The following is a 14172-nucleotide window of genomic DNA, read 5'->3' as shown; positions in this document are numbered from 1 at the left end:
AACCCCCTACTTCATAAAACCGCTTAAACGGTTTGCATAATTTTTAAAGCCCAGTTCATACCAACTATTAATCACCGACATATCCAACCTTGGGCTTGATAAGGTACCCGCATGTTGCGTCATCACAACCACAATTCCTACAACAAATACAGCGGATAGTACCATAGTTCCCTTGCGTAAATAATCCCAATCTTTTCGTTTTGAGAAAACAAGTCCACACAATAACCCCGCAATCAATCCACCTAAGTGGGCTGTTGCACTAACACCCGGTAATGAACTGATAATGAGATTAATAAATAAGACTTGAAAGACTTGAGACATCACTTTGGGATTACGCATCGCCTTTGTTTCAAATAAATAGACACACATTGCGCCCAATAACGCAAACAGTCCGCCACTAATTCCAAGACCGATGACACCCTCATCCAAAATAAAGACAAATGCATTACCCATGAGAATCCCCGCAATTAAGGTAAAGAGATATTTTTTACCCTCCATTACCGTTTCCATAACTACGCCTAAATTTCTCAGCGCCATTAAGTTCATGATTAAGTGTAAAAACGAAATATGAAGAAAACCTGCAGTAATGAATCGGAACCATTCATGAGCATGAACGATAAACGGCTTATAAAAAGCACCTAACATAACTGCAACCGTATTAATGTTTAACTCTGGAATTAAGATAAGATATTGTGCGAGTAAAAATACGACAACACAGATAATTGAGATAACATTGGTTACAGGAAAAGAACGGTATCGTGCTTGTTTTTGCATTCTACCGATCGTTTTTTTCAAATTAAGTACCGCCTTTGAAAGCGAGCGATCTGGATTTTGACTTATTTTTAAAAGTCCACTTAAATCACCGTATGAAGTAAGAAGTTGTGAGGATGAGATAAAATTCGGTCCTACAACCACATTCATATCATCTCCGACTTTGTCCTCTTGATTCACACTAATATTAAGCCCTTCTGCCTTCGTTTTAAATACAAGGGCGAGACTTTCACGATGTTTTGAAATCATCTCGCGATCAATATTTGAAAGGGATGTGGAGGTAACCATAATAATCGCATTGTCCTCAACATTTTGATTCACAAGCCAAACCTGTGAACTGTCTTGAGTCATTGAAACCATTTGATATTCAAAATGCTTCATAAAATAGTTTGCGACTTCAATTACCCATGCATCATATTGAGACTTTGTATACATTAATCTAACCTCCTGATTTCCTCGATAACGTCTTTCATTGTTTGAGGTAATTCAGCTTCAAACGTCATAACCTCTTTGCTAACGGGGTGCGTTAACGTTAATTTTTGTGCATGCAAGCACTGACCATTTGTTTCCCATGTATTTTTATAACTATAAGTTTGATCTCCAACAATAGGATGCTTAATATACTGAGCGTGAACACGAATTTGATGTGTACGACCTGTATCTAATTTACAACGCAACACACTAAAATCATTAAAACGTTCTGCAAGGTAGAAATGCGTTACTGCTTGTTTACTGTTTTGATCTGTAACTGCCATACGTTGACGGTTTTTAGGATCACGACCAATTGGCGCATCGACCGTAGCACTTTGATGTTTAAATTGGTGATGCACAATTGCCACGTACTCTCGCGAAATTAAACGTTGTTTTAGATCTTCTACTAAGATTTCATGTGCTTCATTTGTTTTCGCAACAACCAATAAACCCGTTGTATCTTTATCAATTCTGTGTACAATACCCGGACGCAATTCACCATTAAGATCACTTAACTGCGTTGTATGAGCCAACAATCCATGAACCAATGTTGGTTGATTTAAAGTTGATGGTGATGGGTGAACAATTAAACCTTTTGGTTTATTCACAACTAAAATTGCATCATCTTCATAAACAATATCTAAATCCATTGGCACTGGAACAATTGAAATTTGTTCTTCTGTAATTTCATACTCAACGACATCATCTTCTTTTAAACGAAGGTTTGGTTTAACCACATTACCGTTTACCGTAATATTTCCATTTTTAATCCATGTTTGTAAAACACTTCGTGAATAATCTGTTACAGCAAGTGCCATATACTGATCAATTCTCATCCCATCAAACATTTCTTCTACAATTAATTTATTCATATTTTTGACCTCTTTCATCGAGATAGAGTACGATTGCTAGAATGAAGACACCCACAACCAAACTCATATCTGCTACGTTAAATACAGGAAATTGATATCCAAAGATATTGAACGCAAACATATCACGTACATAGCCATAAATTGCGCGGTCAAACAAATTCCCAAAAGCACCTGCAAACATTAAGGCAATCGCTGTCAAAATGACAGGTTTATCTTCTTTTACATAATAATAAGCGAGCACAATGCATACTGCTGTTGCAAGTACGATAAAAAGCCATTTTTGACCGTCAAACATACTCCATGCTGCCCCTGTATTACGTACATACCGAAGTGAGAAAAATCCGGGTATAACGTGTAAAGACTCCCATAACGGAATCGTTTTGTCGATCCATGCCTTTGACAGCAAATCGATAGCGATAATCACGACACTTAATAATCCTAAACGTTTCTTCATAACTTCCTCATTTCATGTGTTTATTATAACATTATCGCATATTCATTGCATATATAAAACCCCATCAAAAAAGATGTGAGTCTTCACACCTTCTTAGCATATTTATTAAGGAAACCTACGAATTCCTCAAATGTATGGACGGAATACGGATTATCCATTTTAAATTGATACTCATGACCTAAAACATCCGCAACATCTTCGTAAAACACAGAAGTTACCGGAACGTGTAACGATTCCAATTTTTCTTGCATTTTCAAACCGTCTTCCATAAAACTCATTTGATTACCATCCGTTATAAATGTGGGCGGAAAATCTTTGGTAACATGATTCAGAATGGATAACGATTCCACATACGTAGTATCCATCCAAGCCTTTTCACCCATATATGCCCATGCCAAACGACTCATAAAGAAATCTAAAATACCTGAAGAAGACTGCATATTTAAAAGTCCGTTTAAATCATAAGGCCCACAAAATAGTGCAATCCCTTTAACATGACTCGGGTTTAACGTAACACTTTGATCAAGCTTTTGTGCATACTGTGAATCAACCTGAACCATCATGTACTGAGATATAATGTGTGCCCCCGCTGAATCCCCCGCTAAAATGATATTATTCATATCCAAACCAAAAAGGTCTGCATGAGATTCAAGATAACTAATCGCTTCACCAACTTGATGAACTGGAGAAGGGTAAACTGCTTCTGGCGCTAAATCATAGTTGAGATTGATGACTCGATATCCTTGGTTGGCTAATTGGACTGCATACTCATAATTATCATGCTTATCGCCGCCTACAAACGCACCCCCGTGAACCCAAATGACTGTAGGGAGCTTTTGTGTGTTCTTCGGACCGAAAAGATCAAAAGTATTGCGGCCAGCCGTTGATTCATAGGTCAAATCTGTGTAAACACGAACTTCTGACTCAATTACTTCATACCCATCCGGTTTAACCGCCAACCCCCCTTCAAACACTCTTCGAATTAAAAAAGCAGAAGGTGCTGGATCGACAATAAAATATACCGCAACACCACCAACAATTAATAAAACTAACGCTAATACGGCTAAAAGACCACGTTTTATACTCGCCCGATTCATCGAATCACATCCACGTGCAAGCCTTCAAGCACATCAAAAGTACTTTGATTTAAAATTGGATCATAACTATCTGTGCACGCTGTATCCACAATAATTCGCGCCTCAGGACATGCAGTTTTTGCAATGACACAGGTACTGATAACACAAATGTTTGAAACTAAGCCCATCACCTCTATCACATCGTAATTTTTCTTATCTAAATAATTTCCCAACTCTAAAGAAGCAAAAGTTGGTTTATTAAAGATAATCGTATCCGGTTTAATAAAGGGCTTTAAACGGATATCAAGTTCCCATCCATTTGATCCCAAAATACAATGTTCAATCGGTAAGCGGCGTCCTTCTTGTGTTTCAAGATAATTAGAACCATGGGTATCACGTGTAAAAACTAGGTCACAATCTTGTTCTTTTTCTAATTTTTGAAGAATATTCAACACCACTTGATTTGCTCCTTCAAAACCAAGCGTCCCCGATACAAAGTCATTTTGAACATCAACGATAATGTTTAATTTTTTCATATTGTCCACCCTTTTTATTTTATTGTAACATAAAAAAGTCCTCGAAGGAGGACTATGCTTTCTCAAGCCAATGTGACGCTTTTGAGTATAGAAGTGTAAGAACCATTGGACTAATCCACGTAACGGAGTAGCTCCAGTATACCCAATCAATAGAATGATTGATTCGCATCATAATGAACAAGAATATTTGTCTTAGAATTGTGAAACATGAAATCATAATTATCATCGGAACCATTGTAAGTCCTGCACCTCTTAATGCACCACTTAAAATACTTGTTGTGCTGAGTGCAAAATAGAACGGAACCATAATCCGCAACATACGTGCACCATACATAATAACCATTGGCTCCGGTGAAAAGAAAGCAATCAGCTGATCTGCATAGATAAAGGTCGGAATTCCAATAACAATCACAATCCCTACCGCTAAAATTAATGCAGTACGAACGCCTTCCATAATGCGATCTTTACGTCCCGCACCTAAATTTTGACCTGTGAAGGTTGTAATTGTGAGTGAAAAACTCTGCGTTGGCATTGATAAAAATGCATTAAACTTATCTGCTGCACTAAAACCAGCAACCGCGGCAGATCCAAACGCATTAATATATGATTGAACCAAAACATTTGAGAATGAAACAACCGTCTGTTGAATTCCAGTAGGAATTCCAAGACGAATAATTTCATAAAGTTTATCACGGTGTATACGAATATCAGCCATCTTTAGTTGATAAATATCCTCAACACGTAATAAGTGAATCCAAACTAAGATTGCGGATGTAAGTTGTGCAATCAGCGTCGCAACCGCAACTCCTAAAATTCCCATATCAAACACAATCACAAATAATAAATCCAAGGATACATTAATGAGACTTGAAATACATAGATAAATCAAAGGATTGCGTGAATCTCCGATTGCTCGTAAAATTCCAGCCCCGGAATTATAGATAACAAGACCGGTTACACCCCAAAAATAAACTCTTAGATAAAGGGTTGCAGGTTCCATAATATTCGCAGGTGTCTTGAGCCACCCTAAAAATATTGGAGACATTACCGAACCGAAAAAAGTAAGAAAAATACTTACAATTAACGAAAATGCCATAAAGGTATGAATTGAATCATGCAATTCTTCATCTTTTTTCGCTCCAAAATAGCGAGAAATAAGAATACCAGCACCCGTTGAAATCCCCATAAACAACCCAATAATAACATTACTCAATGGTGTACTTGCTCCAACTGCGGCAAGTGCTTCTTCACCAACATAGTTTCCAACCACAAAGGAATCAACGGTATTGTATAATTGTTGGAATAGATTCCCAATCAAAAGCGGTATTGAAAACAAAAGCATTTCTTTCCAAATGACGCCCTCTGTCATTGACGTCTTTTTATGAATTTTCATTATAACCTTCCTTCTTAACCATAAATATTATACACGATATTTTACGTAAATCATTAAATTAGCCACTTTTAATCTTGCACATTGTTTATTCCAATGCTATAATACAAAAGCAGTTAATAGCAATGCACCAGTGGCGGAATCGGTAGACGCGCACGCTTGAGGGGCGTGTGACGCAAGTCGTGTAAGTTCAAATCTTATCTGGTGCACCAAATATATATTTTACAAAATCAACTTCGGTTGATTTTTTTTATGTTTAAGGTGCATTACAATAAAAAAGAGGACCTGAGTCCTCTTTTTTATTGTCGTTGTTCAACGACTTTAGACATAATGCGATACCCTTGGTAAAATCCACCAAAACCTCCGATAAGCAAGAAGTTGATCACACCTACAATATGAACATAATTATGATCTAAGGGTGAAGAAAGCCATGCCCCTAAATTATTAAAACCAATACCGATACACATTGTCATGGCTAACATTGCTAAAATATGCTGTTGGTCATCATTATGAGTATACAAAGCATAACAATTCACAAATGTAATTGCTAAATACATTGCACCCAGTTCTCGTTGCCAGCCGTAGTCAAAACCCCATATCGAGTTCGCAATCATATAACTTGGGAATATCAAATGAGATAACGCTGCCATAAAAAACACAGCCGTCATAACCGTTAAATACCCTTTTCTTCTCTTCATCAATCCAGCTCCCCTACATTTCCTTAATTATAGAGAAGATAAGCTAATGGTTCAAGTGCCATACCCGTACGACTTAAAATAACCAAATAAACTATTTTCTAATTTTATACGTTTTCTCAGAAAACAATCGAACACAGAGTACACCGATAATGAAATATAACGCCGTTATGATTGAAAGCCACAAATTCAAATTTGGAATATCGCTTAAACGATTGCCATTATAAGCAACCATGACCACAAGAACTTTCACTAAATTATATAGGAATCCTTTTTCTTGCATCGATTCATTATAAGGTTGTAATGTGTAATACATTAGTAAATTATGAACACTGAAAAAAACACTTAAAAGCACTAAGGTAATAATAAAAATTTGAACTTCACCACGTATCGGAATAATTAATTGTATCCCAACCATAAAAGCTACACCTATAATTATGGGTATAAGCGGAATCATATTTAGAAACACAAGTGTCCCTAAACGCCCTACAAACTGTTTCCAAATAATTTCAGGTCGTCGATAAAACGCATAGTTCAATAATTTTGAATCACAATTTAGATAGTATGCACGGGTCATTGACTCCCCAATATTCAGGAGATAGACGATAAAAATATAAGGTCCAATCGATTTAAACATTTCAGTTGAAAATGGATACCAAACTTGAAAATACATCTCTGGGAAAAACGATCTCAGAATTGTTAGGCTTATAACACTAACAACCACCACTGCAAGGATAACTAAAAATCTAAAACGTAGCGGTTTAAACCAGAGTCGTCGATGCCGTTCTAAGAAAAGACGATTCAGAAGGCCATAACCTTCATAGAGATTGATAACTTTATCAGATTGATCAAGATTATAATCATCATCAATTCGTAAAACCGTTTGACTTGATTTGAGGTTGATTGACGCTAAACTCTCCTCTGGACTTATCTGTTGAAGCATATAGAGCCCATATGATTCATGAATTTGAACTTCTCGAACTGGAATACGAACCGTAAACGTAATCGCCATCAAAACAATGATACCCGTTAAGAAATAGAACACGACCATCGATAAGTAATTGGCAAATAATAATGCACCAAAACTAAGTACTAAACCAAGCACAAATACCGTCTTATACTTACCACTTATTTTCTTATGGTAACGGTTAAAATAGGCAAGATCTAGCCCCTCCGCAACAATCTTTGTCCCTAATACCACAAGAACCATCATAAATGCCGTTAACACACTTTGGTCATACATCACGACCGTAAACATAATAGCAATACAATAAAGTATGCGTTCAATGATGTCATGATGCAAACGGAAATGATAATAAGATTTAAAGTCAACTTTGAAAGAACGAATTAAGGTCCATTTTTCAATCGAATCATCACTTGAAATTGTGGTCACACACGCTCTTATGATTACCAATAGAAACCAAATAAATTCAACGGGCACTTGTGGTAATGCTTGAGCAAGTATCCCAAAAATAAGAAATAAGTAAATAAACTGATTCGCAATCATTTTAAGATAATGAAGAACCGTTACAATACGACCAAGCTTCTTTTTTCGTTCTGTATTCTCATAGACGTTAGCATAAATAACCTTTCGTAATGGTTTAATCGAACGCAGATAGTATAGAAATCGATTTGTTCGATTTACAACGTTAATATCTTTTAGGACACTATGATTCATGATTATCACTTAAGATATCAATAATATCTTCCTCAAATGAAGAGTCGTGTAAGCGATCTGAATCCAAAAGTGTTGCATTGCCATGATGCAAGATAATCACCTCATCACAAATATCTTTAGCAATCTGCATCATATGCGTTGATAAAACCATAATGCAGTCTTCTTTGAGCGCAACAAGTTGACGTTTCATTTCAATGGATGCAACCACATCAAATGAAGTGAGCGGCTCATCCAAAAACAGTACTTTCGGCTTCAACATCATGATGCATAACATTTGAAGTTTATTTCGCATACCATGTGAATAATCTTTAATCAGTTTATAGCGATCATCTTGGTTAAATTGAATCGAATCAAAATATGCATGAACATCCTCGCGTATAAAACCTTGATCTTTATGAATATCAATAAAAAACGTTAAAAATTCAATTCCCGTTAAAAATTCCGGCAACATCGGATTTGTATAAACAAATCCTACATCATGTTGTGTTAAGAGGCTACCGTCATCAAAACACGCGATACCACTATCACGTGGTATTTCTTGACTAATACAATTAAAGAAAGTGGTTTTCCCTGCACCATTTCTCCCCAATAACGCATAAATTTTACCCTTCTCAAGCGTTAAGTTAATGTCTTTCAAAACATCTTGATGATCAAAAGATTTCGAAAGATTCTTAATCTCTAATTTCATACTTCCACCTCTGTATCGTTACACCAATACATTACCACACCGTATTCAGTGAATCAATAAAAAATGCACGCTATTGCGTGCATTTAAAGTTTTGTTGTGTTCGATATGTTTTAAGTGCTTCTAAAGACAACACAGATTGCTCAAATGTTGTTGTAGCGATCTGAAGTTCATTTGAACCCATCATATCAAATAGATAACGATGAGAAATTAAAAAGGTTCCTGTACTGTAATCTTGGTCTGTACTTACCATTGTAAAACGTAGGTGTTCTTGATTCAAAATTTCTTTAAACATTACAATTTCCTTTTGAGGAAGTTGTGTTAAAAACCAGTCATCAACACTCTCTTTCAAATCGCTTATTTGAAAGGTATGCAAACGTTCTACGGTATAATTATTGACCAGTGTATCACGATAAGTCTCATGTACAAGACTTCCATCCACAACATAATCCTTTTCACAGACTAGCTGCTGATTCCTTTGACATCCTGTTAGCCCTAAAAGTACTACCGAGCAAATACATCCCCAATACCGTTTCATTATTTTAATACTGCATATGCGCGAACAGGACTTGCTTCCGCTTCGATTTTTAGGGGTACTGCAGAAATAATAAAGTCTTTATGGTAGCGCAATGAATCCAAATTATTTAAATTTTCTAAAATCATAATATCCGCATCCATAAGAATGTTGTGAACATAATAAGGTTCTAAATCGGGTGATGGAATGTCCATCCCAACCATTTTGATTTGTTTTTCTACAAGAAACATTGCCAGTTCCTCTGTAAATACCGGATGATCTTCAAAATAAACCTTTTCACCACGGCGCTCATCAAATCCAGTATAAAACACAACCACATCCCCTTGGTTCACCAAGAGCTCATAGTCCGGTTTATAATCAATTTCTTTTTGATTGCGAACATCAATCATAACTCCACGACCAATAAAGCGGTCAATGGGGAAATTACTGATAAATCGCTCGTCACTTGATAAATGCATTGGAACTTCCACATGGGTTCCTGTATGTAGAGATGCAGTTACAGAGTAGTTTGTATAACCATCATCTTCAAAACATGCATCCAGATCAAATTTCGTTTTCGTATCTCCTGGGAAAACCCCAGTTGCTTCATTAAATGTTTGTGTTAAATCGATAAGTTTCATATATTTTATCCCTCGTTCCTATTATAACGAAAAACTATGTGAATGCTAGTGTGAAATTATCGTATTTATACACACAATCATACACTCCCCTTAGCAATTTAGACTTTTTAATCTCATATTCGAACCTGACACACTTATGTACCACCGCCAATAACGTACTGCCAGAACCCAATCTTGCACAACGCGAAACTAAAAGCTAAAAACACAAAAGAATGATCAACGTTGGATTGATACGAAACAATCTCAAAATTAAAAACGAAGATTTACTTCTTTTTTGGGTTTAATCCGGTCTAACACTTTCGAAACAAGTAATACGAGCAGACTATTTACGACCATTGCGGGAAGAATTATTCCAAATAGAAACATTTGAAATGGCAGTTGAATCCCACCTAAGGCTTGCACAACGCTTAAGAATATCACGCCCGATATGAGTGTACCCATACCTGAAATAAAACAAGAGGTTACTTTTGGACTAATTCGATTTACAAGAAACTGATAACTGTAAAACACGAGTGGCCCGGTAATTAATTTATCAACCACGTTTGCGATTTCACCACCTGGCATTGAAGTTGTCATTGCAGTTAAAAAACCACAGACAATGCTAATCACGGCAACCTCATGAAATGATTGCAGTTCAAACAATGCAAAGAAAAAGAAAGCCAGCATAAAGTCAGGCTTCATCAAACCAACGGTTCCAGGGACCGTGATATGTAATACAAGACCCAATGTTAGAAACAGGGTTGATATGGTTAAATTTTTGATTTTCATTTTATTCGCTCCTTTATCATAATTTTTAAACCAAAACACGTCACTTCATACCACAGTCATCACCTCCCTTAGAACAAAAAAAACTCCACCCATACAGGGCGAAGTCTTCGCGGTACCACCTGAAACACTACGTAAAATACGTAACTCAATAGGAATACAAACATATTCCTGTCCTGTTAACGGGGACAACCGTCGTAAACTACTTACCGAAGTGTTCATTCCGCCTTTCATGAGGCCATTCACTTTCGAAGGAAGTTCTGTTCACACCAACCACAGACTCTCTGGACATACTTCTTGAAAGTTACTCTTCTCAATCATTAAGTTTGTTATTAAAGCAATAATAGCACGTATTCTACTGCTGTCAAGCATTAATTAACGTTTTATAAATCCCTTGGGTGTCATCTCAAGAACATCTTCAAATACATGATCGATAAGTTGACGGTCATGTGTAATACACAATACCGCTCCTTTATAGTCCTCAAGCATTTCATAAATCGCCACCAAAGAAAACGGACTAAGATTCCGAGTTGGTTCATCTAACAATAATACGTCTGGTTTCGTCCGTAAAATTTTCAAAAGCGAAATTTTCGCCTTTTGACCTCCCGATAAAAATTCTACCGGAATTTCCATCTCATCGGAAGTAAAGTTTAAACCTCCTAAAGCGTAACGAACGGCAGTGCGCGCTTCCTTATCACTCGAGTCAATACAGTTTTCAATCGCATTTTTCTTAACATCAAGATTTCGATGATAATCTTGATGCATAACACCAACATTACCTGTTAGCGATTGAACGATTTCATTGAATAAAGTTGTTTTACCACAGCCATTAGGACCTACAAGCGCAACCTTCTCACCCGACATCAACGTATAGCGATAGTCTGTGCCAATCACACGTCCCTTTATAAACAATTGGTTGATATCAAATGTAAGCACAACTTTTAAAGGCCCTGTTGTTTGATGAACACTTTCAATCTTAATCGCCACTTCTTGATCACGGTGGATCAGTGTTTCTTGCTTTAAGCGTTGATTCTTTTGTGCTTTTAGATTCTTCATTTTCTTTTGTAGTCCAGGATCTGCACGATTTACATTTTGAAGTTGATGACCTACTTTTTGATACTGTTTCTGCCACTTCGCTTCTTGTTTTGCATGAAATCGCTTTTGAAAACGAACTTGTTGGTTATGATGGGACAAAGATCGATCTCTACTTTGAATGTATTCATCATAAGACCCTTCAAACAAGGTTAATTTTGAAATTGATTTACGGTGTAATTGTTCAAAATGAAGGATCCTGTTTGCGCTATGCCTTAGTGTTTCAAGATCATGGGAAACAAAAATTATAGGTATAGTCTGCGCATCCATCCATGCTTCAAACCATATCAAACCATTCATATCTAAATTGTTTGTTGGCTCATCCAACACATAACAGTCAACAGCTAGTAACTGAAGTTTTAATAATTGAATACGAACGCACTCACCACCACTTAAAGACGTCATGCAACGATCATAATCGCGTTCCGTCAACATCGGTACCATGGATAAAAACAACGGTACAAAGTCCCCAAAACGATCCCATGAGCCCTCCAACACAAACTCAAGAATTGTTTGTGACCGCTCTTCCGAACTCAATTCTTGACCTAAATAACCGAAAACAATCGACTCCGGATGCAAAGCTCGACTCACTTTCAAATTCCTCATTTCAGGACAGTTTACAAGCGATTTAAGAAAAACACTTTTACCATTACCTTCTTCTCCAACAACTCCAATACGATCACCATGATTTACAGACATAGAAAAAGACGTGATAAGATCACGTCCTTGTTTCGTCTTAACATCTAGACTTATGTTAAACATAGAAAAACGCCTCCTTTTTAGTTATTATGTTTTAACGTAGGCGCATTTCCCATAAGTCTCACCGGATAGCAATCTGCTACCTTTCTAGTCCAATAAAATATAACACGTCTCATTCTCGCAAACAAGTAAAAAGTTCTCAAATGAGAACTTTAGTGTTTTACCTTACTTATAAATTTTCCTTTAACGCTCTCAATCCCTTGATCAAATTCTTCAATTTTCATTAACTTGACAGAAACGAAGTAGACAAGAATTCCAATCAAGACGACAAGAACCAGTCCCGTTACCAAACTAAAGTTAGGACTAATAAATGGATAAGCGAAGAAAACTACCGCTGCCATAATCGATCCAGAAACAATCAGTTTTAAAACAGTTTTGAAAATATACTTATTATTGAAATCGCCAATCATCTTATACAAGAAATAATAGATTAGAATAAAGTATACGAGTTTGGAAATACTGGTACCCAGTGTTAATCCTGGAAGCCCCATAAACTGAACAAAGAATAAACTCGCCACAATGTTTGACGCAACAGAAATTGCTCCATAAACCACAGGTCGACGTGTATCACCCAAAGAATAAAAGACGCGGAGTAAAATCATCGCATTCGCATTCACGATAAGACCAAGACATGAAGCTATTAATACATTCGACGTTAAAACAACCGCTTCCGGTGTGAAAGCTCCCCGGCCAAAAAATAATTGAACGAGAGGTTGTGACAACACCATCATTCCAAGTGTTGCCGGAACAACAATCATATTCACTGCAATAAGCGTGTTTGAAATCGAATTCTTTAAGCCCTCATCATCACCATTGGCCGCAAACTTTGCCATAGCTGGAAAAAGCACCGTAATAATGGAACTTACAAAAAGACCAATTATTGAATCACTAATTTTATTTGAGTAATTCACAATTGAAATCCCACCTTCAATAACACCTGAAGCAATGGTTTTATCAAAAATTGCATTAACTTGATCAATTGACGACCCAATGATAACCGGAACCGCCATTACAAGCATGATTTTAATATGTTCATCACGAATTTTTAATTTAAATTGATGTTTATAACCGGATCGCTTTGCAATCAGATAGATAAAGAAGGATTGGCTGGCAATCGCTAATGTTACCCCGTATGCAAGCAGATAAACAGAATTTCCTTTCGATAAAATAATACTTATAACAATTACAATATTCATGATCACATAACTGATACCATGAGCTGCAAAGCGTTCTTTAAGTTGGAGGTATCCTTGCAATACCGCTAAAATTGTTTGAAAGAACACAGCGAGTAATGTGATGCGTGTAAATGATACTGCCAATGCCATTGTTTCAGCATTAAATCCTGAAGCAAAAACCCGTACTAAAGGTTCTGTAAAGATCTCGGCCAATATAATAACACCAATAAAGACCACAAGTAAGATATTAATGATATTGCTTGTGAACGCCTCCGCTTTATCGCTACCCTCACGTTTATGAATCTTACTAAAAATCGGAATAAACGAAGTTGTAATCCCGGTTGCAATGAAACTAAACAACGAATTCGGAATTGAAGATGCAATAATGTAAGCATCTGTGATTGCTGTTGCACCAAAATACTTCGCTAATAACAACTCTCTAAAAATTCCAAAGAATTTATTAAATACCATCAGCAATATTAAAACTATTGCGTTCTTTTTCATAAAATATAATCCTCTCTTAAACTCATAAAATGAGATATTTGATTTGTGTTTTTATTTATTTTATATATGTATAGAACATTATATCATAAATCCC

General features: G+C 36.4%; 14 protein-coding genes, 1 tRNA gene and 1 other annotated feature. Of the genes, 1 reads left to right on the top strand and 14 read right to left on the bottom strand.

Annotated elements, in window-relative coordinates; translation table 11 throughout:
- Positions 1-6: 6 nt before the first annotated feature.
- The 6 genes from EL194_RS03515 to EL194_RS03490 all read right to left on the bottom strand — a co-directional run bounded on the left by EL194_RS03515 (position 7) and on the right by EL194_RS03490 (position 5573).
- Positions 7-1206 carry a rhomboid family intramembrane serine protease gene (locus EL194_RS03515; protein WP_003775314.1) on the bottom strand — a complete coding sequence of 400 codons (1200 nt, stop codon included), beginning with the start codon at positions 1204-1206 and terminating at the stop codon, positions 7-9.
- Positions 1206-2114, bottom strand: coding sequence for an RluA family pseudouridine synthase (locus EL194_RS03510; RefSeq protein WP_013853120.1), 909 nt, complete (start codon positions 2112-2114; stop codon positions 1206-1208). Before EL194_RS03510 ends, EL194_RS03515 begins: the two co-directional genes overlap by 1 nt.
- The gene (lspA, locus tag EL194_RS03505; protein ID WP_003775311.1) at positions 2107-2568 is read right to left on the bottom strand and encodes a signal peptidase II; all 462 of its coding nucleotides are present in this window, start codon (positions 2566-2568) and stop codon (positions 2107-2109) included. Before lspA ends, EL194_RS03510 begins: the two co-directional genes overlap by 8 nt.
- 83 nt (positions 2569-2651) lie before the next feature.
- Positions 2652-3665 (bottom strand): alpha/beta hydrolase, encoded by a 1014-nt coding sequence (locus tag EL194_RS03500; RefSeq protein ID WP_003775309.1) that lies wholly within the window; start codon positions 3663-3665, stop codon positions 2652-2654.
- Positions 3662-4180, bottom strand: a complete 519-nt coding sequence (locus tag EL194_RS03495) for a cysteine hydrolase family protein (RefSeq protein ID WP_003775307.1) — start codon at positions 4178-4180, stop codon at positions 3662-3664. Before EL194_RS03495 ends, EL194_RS03500 begins: the two co-directional genes overlap by 4 nt.
- A 52-nt stretch (positions 4181-4232) precedes the next feature.
- The gene (locus tag EL194_RS03490; protein ID WP_003775305.1) at positions 4233-5573 is read right to left on the bottom strand and encodes an MATE family efflux transporter; all 1341 of its coding nucleotides are present in this window, start codon (positions 5571-5573) and stop codon (positions 4233-4235) included.
- Positions 5574-5697: 124 nt separating this feature from the next.
- Here EL194_RS03490 and EL194_RS03485 point away from each other — a divergent pair.
- Positions 5698-5782, top strand: a tRNA-Leu gene (locus EL194_RS03485).
- A gap of 87 nt (positions 5783-5869) precedes the next feature.
- Here EL194_RS03485 and EL194_RS03480 read toward each other — a convergent pair.
- The 8 genes from EL194_RS03480 to murJ form a co-directional block, all read right to left on the bottom strand.
- Entirely contained in the window at positions 5870-6268 is a 399-nt protein-coding gene (locus EL194_RS03480) for a hypothetical protein (RefSeq protein ID WP_003775303.1), read from the bottom strand.
- 91 nt (positions 6269-6359) lie between these two features.
- Positions 6360-7943: a hypothetical protein gene (locus EL194_RS03475; protein ID WP_003775301.1), complete on the bottom strand. Its 1584-nt coding sequence runs from the start codon at positions 7941-7943 to the stop codon at positions 6360-6362.
- Complete coding sequence (locus EL194_RS03470) at positions 7933-8631, bottom strand: ABC transporter ATP-binding protein (RefSeq protein WP_003775299.1); 699 nt, start codon at positions 8629-8631, stop codon at positions 7933-7935. Before EL194_RS03470 ends, EL194_RS03475 begins: the two co-directional genes overlap by 11 nt.
- 70 nt (positions 8632-8701) lie before the next feature.
- Complete coding sequence (locus EL194_RS03465; protein ID WP_003775297.1) at positions 8702-9166, bottom strand: hypothetical protein; 465 nt, start codon at positions 9164-9166, stop codon at positions 8702-8704.
- Positions 9166-9783: a cyclase family protein gene (locus tag EL194_RS03460; RefSeq protein WP_003775295.1), complete on the bottom strand. Its 618-nt coding sequence runs from the start codon at positions 9781-9783 to the stop codon at positions 9166-9168. The genes EL194_RS03465 and EL194_RS03460 overlap by 1 nt, the downstream gene beginning before the upstream one ends.
- 249 nt (positions 9784-10032) lie before the next feature.
- Positions 10033-10551, bottom strand: coding sequence for a tryptophan transporter (locus tag EL194_RS03455; RefSeq protein ID WP_034886755.1), 519 nt, complete (start codon positions 10549-10551; stop codon positions 10033-10035).
- 91 nt (positions 10552-10642) lie between these two features.
- Positions 10643-10878, bottom strand: a binding site (T-box leader).
- Between the two features lie 45 nt (positions 10879-10923).
- Positions 10924-12402, bottom strand: a complete 1479-nt coding sequence (locus EL194_RS03450; RefSeq protein WP_003775291.1) for an ATP-binding cassette domain-containing protein — start codon at positions 12400-12402, stop codon at positions 10924-10926.
- A 149-nt stretch (positions 12403-12551) separates the two neighbouring features.
- The gene (murJ, locus tag EL194_RS03445) at positions 12552-14078 is read right to left on the bottom strand and encodes a murein biosynthesis integral membrane protein MurJ (RefSeq protein WP_003775289.1); all 1527 of its coding nucleotides are present in this window, start codon (positions 14076-14078) and stop codon (positions 12552-12554) included.
- Positions 14079-14172 lie beyond the last annotated feature (94 nt).

The organism is Erysipelothrix rhusiopathiae, from assembly GCF_900637845.1.
Lineage (GTDB): Bacteria > Bacillota_I > Bacilli_A > Erysipelotrichales > Erysipelotrichaceae > Erysipelothrix > Erysipelothrix rhusiopathiae.
Note: the sequence above shows the minus strand (reverse complement) of the source record. Positions and strands in the feature narration are given on the sequence as shown.